Raw genomic sequence first — 16779 nt, forward strand, 5'->3', positions numbered from 1 at the left:
TAGAGATGCCTCTGAGACGAAGAGGTTGATAGGTCCGGTGTGGAAGCGTGGCGACACGTGCAGCAGACGGATACTAATCCATCGAGATCTTCTCTATACGTTGGTCGTATGTTTCTTATCCAGTTTTGAAGGTTCATTCCTTCCTAGATGTGGTGGCAATAGCGAAGAGGTCACACCTGTTCCCATGCCGAACACAGAAGTTAAGTTCTTCCGCGCCGATGGTAGTCGGGGTTACCCCCCGCAAGAGTAGGGCGCTGCCACATCGTTTTTTTATCAGCGCGGGATGGAGCAGTCTGGTAGCTCGTCGGGCTCATAACCCGGAGGTCGCAGGTTCAAATCCTGCTCCCGCAACCAATTCTGGTCCGGTAGTTCAGTTGGTTAGAATGCCTGCCTGTCACGCAGGAGGTCGCGGGTTCGAGTCCCGTCCGGACCGCCATTTTTTAAATAAATAAATGACTGTATATGTAAATGCCCCGAGCTGCGTGCCCGGGGTTTTTTTACTGATTTTTTCTCTTTTTTACAGCTCCCTGTTATAATGAAACAACGACATAAACCACAAAAGACGGGTGAGCAGCGATGGAAGAATTTGAACTGATACGAAAAATTACTCCCAAGTATTACAGACAGCCATCTGTAGTGAAAGGGGTAGGCGATGACGCTTTCGTCTTCCGTTCTTCGGAGGATATCGTATTTACTACTGATACGATGGTGGAAGAGGTCCATTTCTCCAGAAAAACGATGGATACGCACGCCGTCGGGTACCGGGCGCTGGCTGCGAACGTGTCGGATCTCGCCGCAATGGGGAGCCGTCCGGCATTTTACAGTGTTTCGCTGGTACTGACACCGGATTGGACGGATGAGGAGATCCTCGCCCTCTATGACGGTATGGAACAGCTTGCCGAAAAGCATAGCATGGACCTGGTCGGAGGTGATACGGTGAGCGGCTCACAGACAGTGGTCGCTATTACGGCTCACGGCTACCTTCCGCCGGACAAAGGACGTTACCGGTCTGATGCGAAGGACGGGGATGTGATCTTCGTCACCGGGACGCTCGGAGACTCGCGCGGAGGACTGGAAGAACTGATGAACCCCGGAGAATCCGTGTCCGGCCATCTTATCGACCGCCATCGATATCCGGAACCGAAAGCCGAATTTGCAGCTGGCCTCACTTCTCTTTCCAGACTCTGTCTCAACGATATCAGCGATGGGATAGCGAGTGAGGCGAATGAAATTGCAACTGCTTCCGGGGTAAGACTGCACCTTCAGAAAGAAAAGGTTCCGGTGAGTGAGGAACTCAGTAATCGGTATCCGGACCAGGCGGGAGAATGGGCACTTAGCGGCGGTGAAGACTTTGAACTGCTTGGAACGGTGGCACCCGGGGAGAAAGAAGCACTCCTCGAGAAAGCCCGGGAACTGGATATCCGCCTTACGTTCATCGGTACAGTGAGTGCTTCTGACCTTCCGGAAGTTCTTCTCCACAGCCCTCAGGGTACAGAAACGCTGCAGCCGACAGGCTATACTCATTTGAAGGAAAGAAGGAAACGGTTATGAAAATAACATCGAACAGCCCGGAAACGACGGGCGAACTCGCTGCTTTTCTCGCGGGGAAACTTCAGCCCGGGGACGTGCTCACATTGGAAGGAGATCTCGGTGCCGGAAAAACGACGTTTACTAAGGCTCTCGGAGCAGCTCTCGGTGTGACAAAAACAATTAACAGTCCGACGTTTACCATTATTAAAGAATATGCCGGGGACCTTCCTTTTTATCACATGGACGCTTACCGTCTGGAGGATACGGAAGAGGACCTCGGATTTGAGGAGTACTTTTTCGGCTCCGGCGTAACCGTAGTGGAATGGGCTTCCTATATAGAAGATTTTTTACCCGAAGAGCGGCTGGAGATCAGAGTCAGTTATGAAGGGGAAGACGCACGATCCTTTTTCTTCACCCCGCGCTCTTCCCATTTTGAAACGATTTGTGAGGAGATAACTAATGAATATATTAGCGATTGATACTTCGAACTACGTGCTTGGAGTAGCGGTCATCAAAAACCGCGAAGTCGTGGGTGAATGGGTGACGAACGTGAAAAAGAATCACTCCGTACGGCTTATGCCTGCAATTGAGCAGATGATGAGGGAAACGGACACGTCTCCGGATGAACTGGATCAGATTGCCGTAGCGCACGGGCCGGGGTCTTTCACTGGCGTGCGCATCGGGATGGCTACAGCTAAATCGATGGCTTTTGCTCTCAATATCCCGGTCGTCGGCGTTTCCAGTCTTGAAGTACTGGCAAGGCAGGGGACCTTTTTCAAAGGCCTTATCTGCCCGTTCTTTGACGCCAGACGGGGTCGTGTGTATACGGGACTTTATGATGAAGAGATGAATGTAGTGATGGAAGAAGAGAATATAGATATGAAGACGTGGCTTGAACGGCTGCACGACATGAAACAGTCCGTTCTTTTCATCAGTCAGGACGAATCTGCTTTTCGTGAAATGATTGAACAGGAGCTCGGAGAACGGGCTGTTTTTCCGGGAGCGGCCCACCGCTATGCGAGACCGTCGTATCTGGCTCTGTCAGCCATGAAAAAACCGGCCTCTTCGCTCCATACACTTATGCCCAACTACCTGCGCCTGCCGGAAGCTGAACAGAAATGGCTCAGACAAAAGGAGAAGTAGCAGGTGGGTGGCGTCAGAAGAATGACGACGGAGGACATAAGTCGGGTGGTGCAGGTGGAACGGGCGACTTTTCCGGACCCGTGGCCGGAAGATACGTTTTTGGAAGAACTGGAATACAATCCTTACGCCGTATACTTTCTTATAGAGGATAAGGGAAAAGTAATCGGCTACTGCGGGATATGGCTCGTTTATGAAGAAGCACACATTACAAACCTGGCCATTCATCCGGAGTCCCGCGGGAAGAGATATGGGCAGAGACTGTTTGCAGAAGTCATGGCCCACGCAAAACAGGCGGGAGTCCTTCAAATTACGCTTGAAGTGCGTGTGACGAACACTACTGCTCAGCATATGTACCGCCGCTTCGGTTTTAAACCGGGCGCAATAAAAAAAAGCTATTACCCGGATAACGGGGAAGATGCTTTAGTTATGTGGGTGAAATTATGAATAACGATCAGTATTTGCTGGCTATTGAAACAAGCTGTGACGAAACGGCAGTAGCCGTCATCAAAAATGAAACAGAACTCGTGGCAAACGTGGTGGCTTCCCAAATTGAAAGTCATAAACGTTTCGGCGGTGTAGTCCCTGAGATCGCTTCGAGGCATCATATTGAACAGATTACGGTAACCCTCGAGGAGGCACTGCAGGAGGCCGGAATGACTCTTGATGATATGGATGCGATCGGAGTGACGGAAGGCCCGGGTCTCGTGGGTGCACTTCTCGTTGGAGTGAACGCGGCCAAAGGCATCGCTTTCGCCAGACAGAAGCCGCTCGTCGGTGTCCATCATATCGCCGGTCATATTTATGCCAGCAGGCTTGAAAAAGAGTTCGAATTCCCTCTGCTTGCACTCGTCGTATCCGGGGGGCATACTGAACTCGTCCTTATGAAAGGGCATAACGACTTCGAAGTCATCGGTGAGACAAGGGACGACGCTGCCGGGGAAGCATACGACAAAGTGGCCCGTCTTTTGAAGCTCTCTTATCCCGGGGGTCCTGAAATCGACAAACTGGCAGCTGCCGGGGAGCCGGTCATCGATTTCCCGAGAGCCTGGCTGGAAGAGGGGTCTTTCGATTTCAGTTTCAGCGGTCTGAAGTCTGCAGTAACCAACAAGCTTCACAATGCAGGCCAGAAAGGTGAGGAATTTCGACCGGAGGATGTAGCAGCCAGCTTTCAGGAAAGTGTGGTAGAAGTGTTATCCACAAAAACGAAAAAAGCAGCCGCAGCCTACGGAGTGAAACAGGTGATCGTAGCCGGAGGGGTGGCTGCCAACAGCGGCCTCCGCGCACGACTTTTGGAAACATTCCAGGAGACGGGTCAGGAATTGCTTATCCCTCCGTTGAAGTTCTGTACGGATAATGCGGCGATGATCGCTGCGGCCGGGGCTGTCGCTTACAGACAGGGGCACCGGGCCGGGTGGGATCTGAACGCTCATCCGGGGCTGGACCTTGAGGAATACGGGAAAAGAGGACGGAACTGAAGAAAACCGTCTGCCTGCAGAGACACTACGTTTCTGCAGGTTTTTTCGTATAGACCGCACACTTATACACAGGAATGTGGCAAAAGTGTGGATGAATGAAGTGGAAAACCGTAAAATCGGGAATGGTGACGTGGATAAAAAATGTGGGTAACTGTCGTTTTTCCTGTGGATAGTGTTGATAAACCTGTTGAAAACTGGTGTAAATACTGTTTATCTGTGGATAACATTCGGGATAAAGTTATTCATAAAATAAAAGCACCTGTTGAGAATCAGTCAGGAATTCTCCCCAGGTGCCTGTTTTATTCTTCGATCTGCAATTCTTCCCATTCTTCCATAAGTGCTTCAATTTTTTGCTCCGCTTGTCTGTTTTCTTCCGTCAGTTCTCCTGATTTCTCGGAATCCTGATATACTTCGGGTTTGCAGAGCTCGTCATCGTTGTCCGAGATTTTCTGTTCCCAGCTCTCGATTTCAGTTTCTATCTCTTCAATACGGCGGAGGCGCTTCCGTTCTTCCCGTTTAGCGGCTTTGTCTTCCTGAAAGGAGCGTTTCCCTTCCGTGGGAGCGGCTGCTTCCGGTTTCCCTTTTTCTCTTTCTTCAATAGCCTTCAGTTCCGCTTCCTCGCGTTTTTTCTCCTGATAGTAGTCATAGTCCCCGAGGAACGTGCGCGTCTCCTCCGGCTGCATCTCCACGATCTGCGTGGCGATTTTGTTGATGAAATAACGGTCGTGAGAGACGAAGATAAGCGTTCCGGGATAGTCGACGAGAGCGGCTTCGAGGACCTCTTTACTGTCGAGATCCAGGTGGTTCGTCGGCTCGTCGAGAATCAGCAGGTTCGCTTTCTGCATCATAAGTTTTGCGAGAGACAGGCGGGCTTTTTCCCCGCCGCTCAAAGCGGTCACCGGTTTCAGCACGTCCTCTCCCGTGAACAGGAAGTTCCCGAGAATGGTGCGGATATCCTTCTCATCTTCCATCGGATAGTCGTCCCACAGTTCATGGAGCACCATCTTCTTCCGGTTCAGTTCGCTCTGTTCCTGATCATAGTAGCCGATCTGTACATTCGCACCGAGCATGATATCGCCGTGGCTCGGGCCGAGTTTTTCCGTAAGAAGTTTGAGAAGCGTCGATTTTCCGACGCCGTTCGGGCCGATCAGAGCGATGGAATCCCCGCGGGAAACGTCCAGACTCACGTCACGGAACAGATAATCGCTGTCCGGATAACCGAAACCGAGATTATCCGTTTTCAGTACATCATTTCCGCTCCGTCTGTCGATCTGAAAAGTGAATTTCGCCGACTTCGCGTCATCTTTCGGCTTTTCGACTTTCTCCATTTTCTCGAGTTGTTTGCGCCGGCTCTGCGCCCGCTTACTGGTCGTCGCCCGGACGATATTCTTCTGAATGAAATCTTCCATCTTCTTGATTTCACCCTGCTGTTTCTCGTACTGCTTCATTTCCTGTTCGAAGTCCGCTTCCTTCTGCTTCAGATAGTCGCTGTAGTTGCCGGTGTATTTCTTCACCCGCTGTAGGGCGACTTCGTATACAGTGTTTACGATTTTATCGAGAAAATAGCGGTCGTGGGAGACTATGACGACAGCACCCGGGTAGGAGGATAAATAGTTCTCGAGCCACGTGAGCGTGTCGATATCCAGGTGGTTCGTCGGCTCATCCAGAATGAGGACGTCCGGTTTCGTGAGCAGGTGTTTTCCGAGTGCCAGTCTCGTCTTCTGTCCGCCGCTCAGCGTAGTGATGGACTGGTCCCACATGGATTCGGGGAAACTGAGTCCCTGCAGTACGGCTTTCATGTCCGCTTCATACCGGTACCCTCCGGCCATCTGGAATTCGTTCTGCCTGCGGTCGTATTCTTCGAGAAAGTCCTGGTATTCCTCCGGAGAAGCGAAATGATCGGGGTCCGCCATCTCACTTTCCATTTTTCTCAGTTTGTCTTCCATATTCTTCAGATGATCGAAAACGCGGGAGAACTCCTCCCAGATCGTTCCGTTCGACTCGAGTCCGCTATGCTGTTCCAGATAGCCGACGCTTGTCTCCTTGGACTGGAAAATGTTCCCCTCTTCATATCCCATCTCTCCGGCCATCACTTTAAGCAGGGTGGATTTCCCCGCTCCGTTTCTTCCGACGATGGCGATGCGGTCGTTTGTTTGTACTTCCAAATCGATATCGGATAAAATTAACTCAGCTCCAAAACGCTTCGTTAATTGATTCAGCTGCATTAGTATCATAATTTTTCACCTCGACTTATTTAGTGTATCTCATACAAAGCAGAAGGGGCAACAAAAGGTGCTAACTTTGTGAAATCCATCACGTTTTTTGATAAACTATAGAGTAGGAGAAAGAAGGAGGAGGAGACATGGGTGATGAAATGAAGATCCCCCAGGCTACGGCGAAACGCCTGCCTTTATATTACCGGTTCATCAATAACTTATACTTACAGGGGAAACTGCGGGTCTCTTCAAAGGAACTGAGCGACGCGGTCAAAGTGGACTCTGCGACGATACGCCGGGATTTTTCTTATTTCGGAGCGCTCGGCAAAAAAGGCTACGGCTACAATGTGGAACATCTGCTGCAGTTTTTCAGAAGAACGCTCGACCAGGATGAGACGACCGAAGTCGCGCTGATCGGGGTAGGGAATCTCGGAACGGCGTTTCTGAACTACAACTTCATGAAAAACAACAACACGAAAATAGTGGTAGCTTTTGATGCGAACGACCGGCTCGTCGGCACGGAAATCGGCGGTGTGCCGGTCGCTCATATCGATGATCTGGAAGAAAAGATGGGAAACGTGTCGGTGGCCATTCTGACGGTCCCGTCCCAGGAAGCTCAGGGGATTACGGATCGGCTGGTGGAGCGGGGCGTGTCCGGGATTCTGAACTTTACACCGGCGCGAATTTCCGTTCCTCCTACCGTACGCGTGCATCACATCGATTTGTCTGTCGAACTGCAGTCACTTGCTTATTTTCTGAAGCATTATCCGCTGTAACCAACCACTCTATTGAGAGGTCCGGGGCTTCCCCCGGGCTTTTTATTATCGTTTCCTGGAAGAGTTTCTTTTCGTGAAACGCAGGGTATAGTCAATAATAATTCGATATTCGAAAGGTCAGGATAAACTATGGCGAAAATACCTGAAAAATGGCTGGTCGTCGTCTCCGTATTATTCGGGACGTTCACCGTCATTTTGAACAATAGTATGTTGAATCCGGTTCTGCCGCGCTTCATCGAAATATTCGATACGACCGCCGTGGGAGCCGGGTGGATATTGACGATTTTCATGGTGTCGATGGGTATGACGATGCCGCTAACCGGCTATTTCGGAGACCGGTTCGGGAAGAAGAAAGTCTATCTCGTCGGTCTCACTCTGTTCCTCGTCGGTTCCACTTCCGGTTTCTTCAGCAGCTCCCTCGGCATGGTCATCGCTTCCCGGGCGATCCAGGGCTCTGCCGGGGGTCTTATGATGCCGATTGCGATGGCGCTTATATTCAACTCGTTCCCGAGAAACGAGCGGGGACTGGCCGTCGGAATTTACGGCGTTGCGGCCATGGTGGCGCCGGCGATCGGGCCGACCGTCGGCGGACTGCTCATCCAGGTGCTGGACTGGCCGTGGCTGTTTGCGGTGAATATACCGTTCGGTCTCATCGGGCTTGTCCTGTCTGTGAAGTTTCTGCAACAGACCGAGAGCGATCCGGAGAAACGGTTCGATCTCATCGGATTTCTGCTCGTCACTTCCGGAATCGGGGGGATACTGTTCGCCCTCGGACGGGGACGTACACCGGAGATTCTTTTTGAACCGCTGAACCTGGGTATTGTCGCAACCGGGCTGATTCTGATATTCGTGTTCGTCCGGTATGAAATACGTCAGGAACAGCCGCTTTTGAATCTGTCGGTGTTCAAAGTGCCGACGTACGCCATATCGATACTGATTACGTCGTCGGCTTCCATCGGTCTCTTCTCGGGCATTTTTCTGCTGCCGCTTCTCATACAGAACGTATACGGTCTGAACGAAGTATGGACGGGGCTCCTGTTCTTACCGGCGGCAGCCATGAGCGGGGTGTTTATGTCCTTCGGGGGGAGACTCCTTGATAAAAAAGGGCCGAAATATGTTCTTCCTCCGGGTCTTGCGATCATGGGAATTTCAACCGTCGGACTCGGGATGCTCGAGACGTCCAGTCCGTTCTGGTGGATCCTACTTCTGAATGCGATCCGCGGAGCCGGGATGGGCATGAGTAACATGCCTGCTACGACGACCGGGATGAACGCGATTCCTGATGAATACGTCGCCCAGGGGTCCGCCATGAACAACATTATCCGGCAGATCGCCTCTTCGCTCGGTATCGTATTCTTCTCGATTTATTATGAGGTGCGCCGGGCTCAGATTGCTGTCGGTACGAACATGCAGGAAGCGACACTGCAGACGCTGAATGAAGCGTTCCTCGTCTCTTCTGCCGTACTGTTCATAGCTCTTCCGTTCGCATTCTTCATGAAAGGCGTACAGGATGATTAAGAATATACCTGCATAAGATGATTTCGCCAGCACGGCGGAGTCACCTTATTTTTTATGGAGAGAATTTCCATAAATCAGTTTTCGGATGGTGACTTTTAACTTGAAAAACTTCAATATTCTGTTACAATTATCTTAATATTTTGAACATACTGACCAGTAGGTATAATGAAATGTTATCCATTTCCTGATTCATCGTACCCTACATAAATTTTGAAGGCACAGGAAAAATGAGAACAAGGAGGGAGTGGGTGCAATCGGAGTATGTAAAAGCGATAATGTAAGCGCTATCTTTGAAAGTGCATGATTCAAACATACAGTACAGTCAGTTAACAGGGAGGAATTATATATGGAAACAAACAGTATTCAAAACGTAGCCGTTCTCGGCGCCGGGTCGATGGGGCAGCAGATTGCCATGCTCTCTGCTCTTGGAGGTTTCACGACGTATTTGCAGGACATTGACGGAGAATCGCTCTCTAAAGCCGGACAGTCGCTTGAAGCACGCATGGACGACTGGGTGAAAAAAGAAAAGATTTCCGGGGAAATAAAACAGGCCGCCTTCGACAAACTTCAAATGACCACAAATCTGAAAGAAGCGGTAGAGAATGCGGACATTGTGATTGAAGCAGTAGTGGAAAAATTGGATGTGAAGCAGGAAGTATTTGCGGAACTGGATAAACTGGCTCCGAAAGAAACCATTCTGGCGACGAACAGCTCCTCGATCGTAAACTCCAAAGTTGCCGAGGTGACGGAGCGGCCCGAAAAGGTCGTCAATATGCATTTCTTCTTTCCGCCGCTCGTCATGGACTGTGTGGAAGTGGTGAAAAGCGATCAGACATCCGATGAAACAGCCAACGCGGCTGTGAAATTTTGTGAACAGCTCGGACGTACGGCCGTCCTGTTGGAGAAAGAAATTTACGGCTTCATCGCCAACCGTCTGTTATTCGCCATTTCGAACGAGGCGCTCTACTTATACGAAAACGGCTACGCCGATTTTGAAGATATCGATATTATTACGAAGAAGGCGCTCGGTCATCCGCTCGGCCCGTTCGAACTGATGGATCTATCAGGCATCGACGTCGGCTATTATGCGAACAAGCAGCTGTATGAGGAAACAGGGGATCCGAAAGATAAACCGGCCAAATCGGTGGAGGAGAAAGTGAAAGCGGGGAATCTCGGGCGAAAGACCGGCAGAGGCTGGTATGAGTATTCCGGAAACAAAAAAGTGAAGAAATAAAAGGCGCGACCTGTGCACCGGTATAGAACCGGGGTACGGAAACTGATCCAGAGGAGTGGATGGAATGCATTTACGTTTGACGGAAGAACAGAAAATGGTACAGGCGACAATCAGGAGATTTGTGGAACGGGAGCTCATGCCTCTTGAAAATGAAGTGCTGCGGAACGAACGGGCCGGGAAACCGAGCCTCCCCCCTGAAAAAATGGAAGAGCTTCAGGCCAAAGCGAAGGAAGCCGGATTCTGGGGCATCAATACTCCGAGTGAATACGGAGGTGCTGATATCGGACAGATGATGCTTGCGATCGTACTGATGGAAGTGTCGAAGACTTTCGTACCGTTCCAGTTCGGGGGCTTTGCGGACAACATTCTGTACTACGGAAACGAAGAGCAGAAAGAGAAGTATTTGATTCCCACCATCAACGGCGAGAAGAAATCCTGTTTCGCGATGACCGAACCGGGTGCCGGTTCCGATACGCAGAACATACGGACGACTGCGGTGAAAGACGGCGATGAGTGGATTATCAACGGAGAGAAAACGTTCATCACCGGCGGCAACGAAGCGGATTTCGTCATGGTGATCGCTCTTACCGATAAAGAGAAACACAAAAAGTCAGGCAGGGACGGCGTGACGTGTTTCATCGCGGAAAGGGAGATGGGCTGGACCTCGGAGTACATCGACACGATGGGCGAATGGGGGCCGGCCAGCCTCGTCTTCGACAACGTCCGGGTACCGGAGGAGAATATTTTAGGCGAAGTGGACGGAGGATATGAACTCGGTCTTGAGTGGATCGGCTTCGCCAGGTGGGTAGTCGGAGCCACGGCGGTGGGCGCTTCCGAACGTCTGCTGCAGATGGCGATTGATTATTCGAAAGAACGGGAAACGTTCGGCCGGCCGATTGCTGACAGACAGGCGATTCAGTGGCAGATCGCGGACTCCGCTGTCGAAATTGAAGCTGCGAAATGGCTCGTGCTGAACGCCGCCTTTACGCTGGACGAGGGTGAGGATAATCGGCATCAGGCGTCCATGGCTAAACTGTATGGGTCGAACATGGGCAACCGGGTCGTGGACCGCGTCCTGCAGATCCATGGCGGCATGGGCTACACGAGGGAACTGCCGATTGAACGATGGTACCGCGAAGCGCGTTTATGGAGGATTTACGACGGCACCGACGAAATCCAGCGGCTGATCATCTCCCGCAACCTGTTGAAAGGGAATGTGAAAGTCGGGCAGTCTATATAAAATGAAAAAATAGAAGGGGGAAGAACTATGACGATAGAAGGAAATGAACACGTACTGGCAGAGACGAAGGAAGGGGTGCTGTACCTTACCATGAACCGTCCGGACAGCCTGAACGCCTTCAGTCCGACGATGATGCAGGGGCTGAAAGGAGCACTCGGGAAGGCTCAGCATGACGCGGACGTACGCACGGTCGTTCTCTCCGGAGCGGGACGAGCGTTCAGTGCCGGCGGGGACGTCAAAACGATGGGAGATAACGCACCTCTCAATATCTATGAGCACATAGGGGAACTGAACGAGCTGATTCTTTCGATGAAAAAACTGGACAAACCGATTATTGCGGCAGTCCACGGTTTCGCAGCAGGGGCCGGGTTCAATCTGGCTCTCGCCTGTGACATCATTCTTGCTGCCGAAGACACTAATTTCATTTTGAGTTTTTCAAAAGTGGGACTGGTCTCTGACGGGGGCGGTCACTACTTCCTCTCGAAGCTCATCGGTCCCTACCGTACGAAAGAGCTTCTGTTCAGCGCCGAACCGTTATCTGTGACGAAAGCCCACGAGCTCGGCATCGTCAATCACGTGTATCGGCTGGAAGAGATGCAGAAAAACGTGCATGAATTCGCGGTGAAGCTGGCGTCCGGTCCTGCGGTAACCTACGGCTTCATGAAGAAAATCGTCGATCAGGCGCTTGATGCCGATCTGGCAACGATTCTCGAACGGGAACGGACCACACAGGCAACGATGGTATCGACGGAGGATCATAAAGAAGGGGTGCAGGCGTTTAAAGAAAAGCGGACACCGAAATTCAAAGGAAATTGAGTCCCCGTGTGGAGCGGGACAATAACGGGTCACTATACCAGGGAGGTTAAGTAATGGAAGAAGTGTTGAGGAAGAATTGGCCTGAAGGACTTTCGAAGAAACTGGAATATCGTTCAGGCGAACGACCCCTGCATGAATACCTGATTCAGAATGCCGAAGAAATGCCCGAGGAACCTGCGTATATATACTATGGAAACACGATTACATGGAAAGACTTGGAATATGACACTCGTCGTTTTGCGGGCTTTCTTAAAAGCAAAGGGATAGCTAAAGGAGAATGCGTCGGGGTATTTATGCAAAATTGCCCGCAGTACCTTATTACCCATTATGCCGCCCAAATGCTTGGAACCGTCGTTGTGCCCCTGAACCCGATGTATAAAGAAAGTGAACTGGAGTACTTCATCAACGAAGCCGGTATCAAAGCAATCGTCTCAGGCGATGAACTGTATCAGCGGATTGAGAACGTGAGCGATACTACACCTTCTTTGCAGTTTTCAATCACGACCAATTACGCAGATTATCTCCCGGACTCGCCGACGCTTCCTGTACCGGCTGAATTATTAATGGAAAAAAACATCGGAACGGCTTATGACATGAAGGAAGTGACTGAAACGGCCGAACCTCTTCCCGAGACCGAGCCGATCGATATTTGGAATGACGTAGGGCTTATGGTGTTCACTTCGGGAACCACAGGCCGACCTAAAGCAGCCCTGCTCACCTACGGGAATGCGTTATTCAAAACAGCCGCTACGGCTCAAGGCTACCGACTGGAACAGGAGGACAGGACGCTGGCTTCGGCCCCGTTAAGTCATATTGCGGGCATGGTCATGGGAGTGAATATCCCGGTCTACAGTGCGCTCCAGAGCGTTCTGCTTACCCGTTTCGAGCCGGAAGCGGCCATCCAGGCCATCGAGAAATACAAAATCAACAAATTGTATACGATTGCGATGATGAATGCCGCTATTTTAAACTACCCGGATATCGAAAAAAGAGATTTGAACTCTCTTGAACTTAATTTCGCCACCAGTTTCGGAATGCAGGTGGATGAATCGTTAGCGGAAAAATGGAAGCGTATCACAGAAGGATGCATCCTGCTTGAGGCTTCGTACGGGTTAAGCGAAACGCATACGTGTGATACGTTCATGCCGATTGAACATATTAAATTCGGCACGTGCGGCATCGCCACATATGATACGTCGTTCCGGATTGTGGACACGGAAACCGGGGAAGACCTGCCGCCGGGGGAACAGGGAGAAATCGCGGTTAAAAACCCGGGCGTATTCAAAGGGTACCTTAACCGGCCCGAGGAGACGGACGAAACCCTCCGGGAAGGGTGGGTATTCACGGGGGACATCGGAAAGATCGACGAGGATGGTTATTTATACTTTATCGGCCGGGTGAAAGAAATGATTAAATCCTCAGGATTCAGTGTGTTCCCGGGAGACGTGGAAGCGATGATGAGTGAGCACGAAGCGGTGGCTCAGGTTGCGTGTGTCGGAGTCCCGGACGCTGAGAAAGGAGAGGTTGTGAAAGCGTTCGTCGTGCTGAACCCTTCATACGAAACCTCGATCAGTGAAAAAGAATTAGTGGAGTGGGCCAGAGATAAAATGGCGGCTTACAAATATCCGAGAGCAATTGAATTCATTGAGGAAATGCCGTCTACCAGCTCAGGGAAAGTGCTGCGAAGATTCCTGAAAGAGTAAAAATTGTAGGATGACCGAACCAACATAGCTTTGAAGGAGATCCGGAATGAATAAAATAATCGACGAACTGTTAAAGAAAAAAGATAAAGCAAAACTTGGAGGAGGACCCCGGAAAATAGAGAAACAGCATGAACTGGGGGCCTATACGGCCAGGGAGCGGATTGAAAAACTGGTGGATGAGGGTTCATTTTTGGAACTTGGTCAACTGGCACATTCGGATCAGGAAGGGAAAGAAGAAGGCAGTGCCGGGGACGGAGTCGTTACGGGCTTGGCGAAAGTGAACGGCCGTCCCGTTGCAGTGCAGGCTGCCGATAAAACAGTGTTCGCAGGTACGGAGGGGATGGTCTACTTCCGCAAAACTCAGGCTCTGCACAATCTGGCCGTCAGGCGCGGACTGCCCATGTTTAACCTGATGGAAGGTGGAGGGCTCCGGATGCCGGACGGAATGGGGTCGGATGGAATAAGTCAAATGCTGTTTCCTCAAGAGTTACTACAGCATCACCGGCAGGTGCCGCTGATCACATCCATTCTCGGTGACAGTTTTGGCGGGCCGACGTGGACAGCCGTTTCTTCGGATTTCGTAAGCCAGGTCAAAGGGACGGCGATGGCAGTAGCCGGACCCCGGATGCTGGAAGTGGCCACAGGAGAAAAAGTGTCGAATGAAGAACTGGGAGGATGGGAGGTTCATGCCGAATATACGGGACAGGCGGACCATTTCTCCGAAACAGAAGACGAAGCGATCGACAATATGAAGCGATTCCTGGACTATATGCCTCAAAATTCAGAGGAAGCACCGGCACACAGGGAAACGACGGACGACCCACATCGTAAATTAGATGAAGTTGTGGACATTGTGCCGACGAGGACGAAGCGTGCTTATGACATGAAAAAAGTGATCAGACTGATCGTCGACGAAGAGGATTACTTCGAAATGAAAGCGGAGTACGGCAAAGCATTGATTACGGTCCTCGCGAGAATAGACGGAAGAGTGGTCGGGGTGATTGCGAACCAGCCGATGCAATTCGCCGGGGCCGCCGGCGCGAAAGAATGCGAGAAAGCTGCCGACTTTATTTGCCTTTGTGATTCCTACCATATACCACTCGTGTTTCTGCATGACATTCCCGGTTTCCGTGTATCGAGCGACGCCGAAAAGCTGAAGATGCCGACGAAAATCATGATGTGGAACCAGGCACTGGCTCAATCGACGGTACCGAAAATTTCAATCGTTATCCGTAAAAGTGTCGGAGCCGCCTACGGGAACATGTGCGGCCCGACGATGGGAGCAGATTTTGTGGTGGCCTGGCCGACAGCGGAAATCAATTTCACCGGCCCGGAAGTAGGTATTAACGTTGTGTACGGAAATGAGCTGAAAAATGCGGAGAACATAGAGGAAAAGCGCTCGGAATTACTGGAAACGTGGGGATTCGACAGTTCTCCGTATAAAGCGGCCGGTAAGCATTTGATTGATGACGTAATCGATCCGCGGGAAACGAGGACATTTTTAAGTCAGACACTTGAATTCGCCTGCGCAAAAAACGGCTCTATGAGTAAAAGATGGTTGGCGAACTGGCCTACAGGATTTTAAAGACGAGGACCCTCCATATACAATCTAAATGAAAAAGCGTTATGCCAGTGCCGACATAACGCTTTTTCTATACTTGAAGCCGCCGGCTGATGATGCCCGGCCTTATTTTTTATTCGAGTTATTCTTTAAGTAGAAATGAAGAGCAATCAAGCGGATACCGACGCCGATGTTGAACGTGGAAATCAGTGCGAGAATCATCGTCGTCGTATTCCAGATCGACCCTTCAATCGACTGAACGGCGACGAAGACGAAACCGGCACCGATGAACAGGTACAGGTAGGCCATCAGCAAGGGGGATGCTTTCATATCAGAAAAACCCTCCCAACAGTATCGTTTCCATCTGTTCCATATAGTTCTCCAGATCCTCCCGGTAGAGCTGGACGACCATGACCAGGCTGTTCAGAATCATATGGGTGATCATCGGCGTAATGATCGACTTCGTCCTCACGTAGAGGAAAGCGAACACAGAGCCCGCTGCGAAGTAGACGAGCAGGTGCGTAAAGTCGAAGTGGAACGCGGCGAACGCAAGGGAAGAAATGAACACCGCCAACAGGAAGTTCGTCCGTTTATAGATGGAGCCGAAAATGATCTTCCGGAAAATGATCTCCTCCGTAATCGGTGCGAATATAACCGGGAGAAGAATGAAAATCGGGGACTGGCTGGCAATGTTCGTCAGCATTTCCGTGTTCTCCGATTCCGGAGACGAATTGAATAAGTACATTTCAATCATACCGGCGATGTTCTGGGCAAACAGAGCGAGGAAGAACCCGGCGATCCCCCACAGAATAATGACGCCTGATTTGGAACGGTCCGACTTCTCCTCAAGTTCCGGTCTAAGTAACAGCAGCATCCACACGGTCGCAATGGTGAAGCTGATAATCGACCAGACAGCGATCGCATCCGTCTGCCCCATGCCGAAAGCGAGAAGGATCGGGGCACCGACAATGCCGCTGAGCTGGGTGGCTAAGTAAATGATGATGATATACCAATAGCGTCTGGGCATAAGAATCTCCTTTTTTCATACTGATAGTTTCAATTTTACCATAGTTGGAATTGGAGAAGGAAACAGAACGATTGCTATAAAAATATTGAAAAAAATATAGTCCTACTACTTGAAAAACGAAGCGGGATTGATTATTATAATAATTGGTATTAGCACTCACTGATGACGAGTGCTAATAATCGACTAAATACAAGAATATGAATGAATTCGAGGAGGGTGTCCTAATTGTTAAAACCACTTGGAGATCGTATTGTTATTGAAGTGCTTGAGCAGGAAGAAACGACCAAAAGCGGAATCGTCCTGCCTGATTCGGCGAAAGAGAAGCCGCAGGAAGGCAAAGTCGTAGCCGTAGGGTCGGGCCGCGTAACCGACAGCGGACAGACAGTCACTCCGGAGGTAGCTGAAGGAGACCAGGTGATCTATTCCAAGTTCGCCGGTACGGAAGTAAGCTATGACGGGAAAGACTATCTCGTATTGCGCGAAAGCGACGTATTGGCTGTCGTTCAATAAAAACATACGAAACAGAGAAACAAGGAGGGC

16 protein-coding genes, 2 tRNA genes and 2 rRNA genes are annotated in these 16779 nt (G+C 50.6%); 17 read left to right on the forward strand and 3 right to left on the reverse strand.

Annotated features, from left to right (window positions below):
* The 9 genes from BLU03_RS09640 to tsaD form a co-directional block, all read left to right on the forward strand.
* Window positions 1-97: ribosomal RNA gene (locus BLU03_RS09640) — 23S ribosomal RNA — on the forward strand; the annotation flags it as partial.
* Between the two features lie 51 nt (window positions 98-148).
* Window positions 149-263: ribosomal RNA gene (gene rrf / locus BLU03_RS09645) — 5S ribosomal RNA — on the forward strand.
* A gap of 14 nt (window positions 264-277) precedes the next feature.
* Window positions 278-354 (forward strand) — tRNA-Met (locus BLU03_RS09650).
* Between the two features lie 5 nt (window positions 355-359).
* Window positions 360-436 (forward strand) — tRNA-Asp (locus tag BLU03_RS09655).
* A 140-nt stretch (window positions 437-576) separates the two neighbouring features.
* Window positions 577-1551, forward strand: coding sequence for a thiamine-phosphate kinase (thiL, locus tag BLU03_RS09660; RefSeq protein WP_093107446.1), 975 nt, complete (start codon window positions 577-579; stop codon window positions 1549-1551).
* On the forward strand, window positions 1548-2009 hold the full coding sequence (tsaE, locus tag BLU03_RS09665) for a tRNA (adenosine(37)-N6)-threonylcarbamoyltransferase complex ATPase subunit type 1 TsaE (RefSeq protein ID WP_093107448.1): 462 nt from the start codon (window positions 1548-1550) through the stop codon (window positions 2007-2009). Before thiL ends, tsaE begins: the two co-directional genes overlap by 4 nt.
* A complete protein-coding gene (tsaB, locus tag BLU03_RS09670) occupies window positions 1990-2673 on the forward strand; it encodes a tRNA (adenosine(37)-N6)-threonylcarbamoyltransferase complex dimerization subunit type 1 TsaB (RefSeq protein ID WP_076572738.1) in 684 nt (227 codons plus the stop codon). The genes tsaE and tsaB overlap by 20 nt, the downstream gene beginning before the upstream one ends.
* 3 nt (window positions 2674-2676) lie before the next feature.
* The gene (gene rimI, locus BLU03_RS09675) at window positions 2677-3117 is read left to right on the forward strand and encodes a ribosomal protein S18-alanine N-acetyltransferase (protein WP_093107450.1); all 441 of its coding nucleotides are present in this window, start codon (window positions 2677-2679) and stop codon (window positions 3115-3117) included.
* Window positions 3114-4148 carry a tRNA (adenosine(37)-N6)-threonylcarbamoyltransferase complex transferase subunit TsaD gene (gene tsaD, locus BLU03_RS09680; RefSeq protein ID WP_093107452.1) on the forward strand — a complete coding sequence of 345 codons (1035 nt, stop codon included), beginning with the start codon at window positions 3114-3116 and terminating at the stop codon, window positions 4146-4148. Before rimI ends, tsaD begins: the two co-directional genes overlap by 4 nt.
* 299 nt (window positions 4149-4447) lie before the next feature.
* Here tsaD and BLU03_RS09685 read toward each other — a convergent pair whose 3' ends face one another.
* The gene (locus BLU03_RS09685; RefSeq protein ID WP_093107454.1) at window positions 4448-6382 is read right to left on the reverse strand and encodes an ABC-F family ATP-binding cassette domain-containing protein; all 1935 of its coding nucleotides are present in this window, start codon (window positions 6380-6382) and stop codon (window positions 4448-4450) included.
* 128 nt (window positions 6383-6510) lie between these two features.
* Between BLU03_RS09685 and BLU03_RS09690 the strand changes: the two genes are divergently transcribed.
* The 7 genes from BLU03_RS09690 to BLU03_RS09720 all read left to right on the forward strand — a co-directional run bounded on the left by BLU03_RS09690 (window position 6511) and on the right by BLU03_RS09720 (window position 15236).
* Window positions 6511-7140 (forward strand): redox-sensing transcriptional repressor Rex, encoded by a 630-nt coding sequence (locus BLU03_RS09690; protein ID WP_008590655.1) that lies wholly within the window; start codon window positions 6511-6513, stop codon window positions 7138-7140.
* 129 nt (window positions 7141-7269) lie between these two features.
* A complete protein-coding gene (locus tag BLU03_RS09695; RefSeq protein ID WP_093107456.1) occupies window positions 7270-8658 on the forward strand; it encodes an MDR family MFS transporter in 1389 nt (462 codons plus the stop codon).
* A 346-nt stretch (window positions 8659-9004) separates the two neighbouring features.
* Window positions 9005-9892, forward strand: a complete 888-nt coding sequence (locus BLU03_RS09700) for a 3-hydroxyacyl-CoA dehydrogenase family protein (protein ID WP_093107459.1) — start codon at window positions 9005-9007, stop codon at window positions 9890-9892.
* Between the two features lie 64 nt (window positions 9893-9956).
* A complete protein-coding gene (locus BLU03_RS09705) occupies window positions 9957-11132 on the forward strand; it encodes an acyl-CoA dehydrogenase family protein (protein ID WP_008590645.1) in 1176 nt (391 codons plus the stop codon).
* 27 nt (window positions 11133-11159) lie between these two features.
* Window positions 11160-11948 carry an enoyl-CoA hydratase/isomerase family protein gene (locus BLU03_RS09710; RefSeq protein ID WP_093107461.1) on the forward strand — a complete coding sequence of 263 codons (789 nt, stop codon included), beginning with the start codon at window positions 11160-11162 and terminating at the stop codon, window positions 11946-11948.
* 53 nt (window positions 11949-12001) lie between these two features.
* Window positions 12002-13651 carry a class I adenylate-forming enzyme family protein gene (locus tag BLU03_RS09715; protein ID WP_008590641.1) on the forward strand — a complete coding sequence of 550 codons (1650 nt, stop codon included), beginning with the start codon at window positions 12002-12004 and terminating at the stop codon, window positions 13649-13651.
* Window positions 13652-13697: 46 nt separating this feature from the next.
* Entirely contained in the window at window positions 13698-15236 is a 1539-nt protein-coding gene (locus tag BLU03_RS09720) for an acyl-CoA carboxylase subunit beta (RefSeq protein ID WP_076572760.1), read from the forward strand.
* 102 nt (window positions 15237-15338) lie between these two features.
* Here BLU03_RS09720 and BLU03_RS09725 read toward each other — a convergent pair whose 3' ends face one another.
* Together BLU03_RS09725 and BLU03_RS09730 are read right to left on the reverse strand one after the other, a co-directional pair.
* Window positions 15339-15542 carry a YdiK family protein gene (locus BLU03_RS09725; protein ID WP_076572762.1) on the reverse strand — a complete coding sequence of 68 codons (204 nt, stop codon included), beginning with the start codon at window positions 15540-15542 and terminating at the stop codon, window positions 15339-15341.
* Between the two features lies 1 nt (window position 15543).
* Window positions 15544-16239, reverse strand: a complete 696-nt coding sequence (locus BLU03_RS09730) for a CPBP family intramembrane glutamic endopeptidase (RefSeq protein WP_093107463.1) — start codon at window positions 16237-16239, stop codon at window positions 15544-15546.
* Between the two features lie 225 nt (window positions 16240-16464).
* Here BLU03_RS09730 and groES point away from each other — a divergent pair, with 225 nt between their 5' ends.
* Window positions 16465-16749: a co-chaperone GroES gene (gene groES, locus BLU03_RS09735; RefSeq protein ID WP_008590633.1), complete on the forward strand. Its 285-nt coding sequence runs from the start codon at window positions 16465-16467 to the stop codon at window positions 16747-16749.
* Window positions 16750-16779 lie beyond the last annotated feature (30 nt).

It is taken from the genome of Salimicrobium album (assembly GCF_900107115.1).
In the GTDB taxonomy this organism is placed as follows: Bacteria; Bacillota; Bacilli; order Bacillales; family Halobacillaceae; genus Salimicrobium; species Salimicrobium album.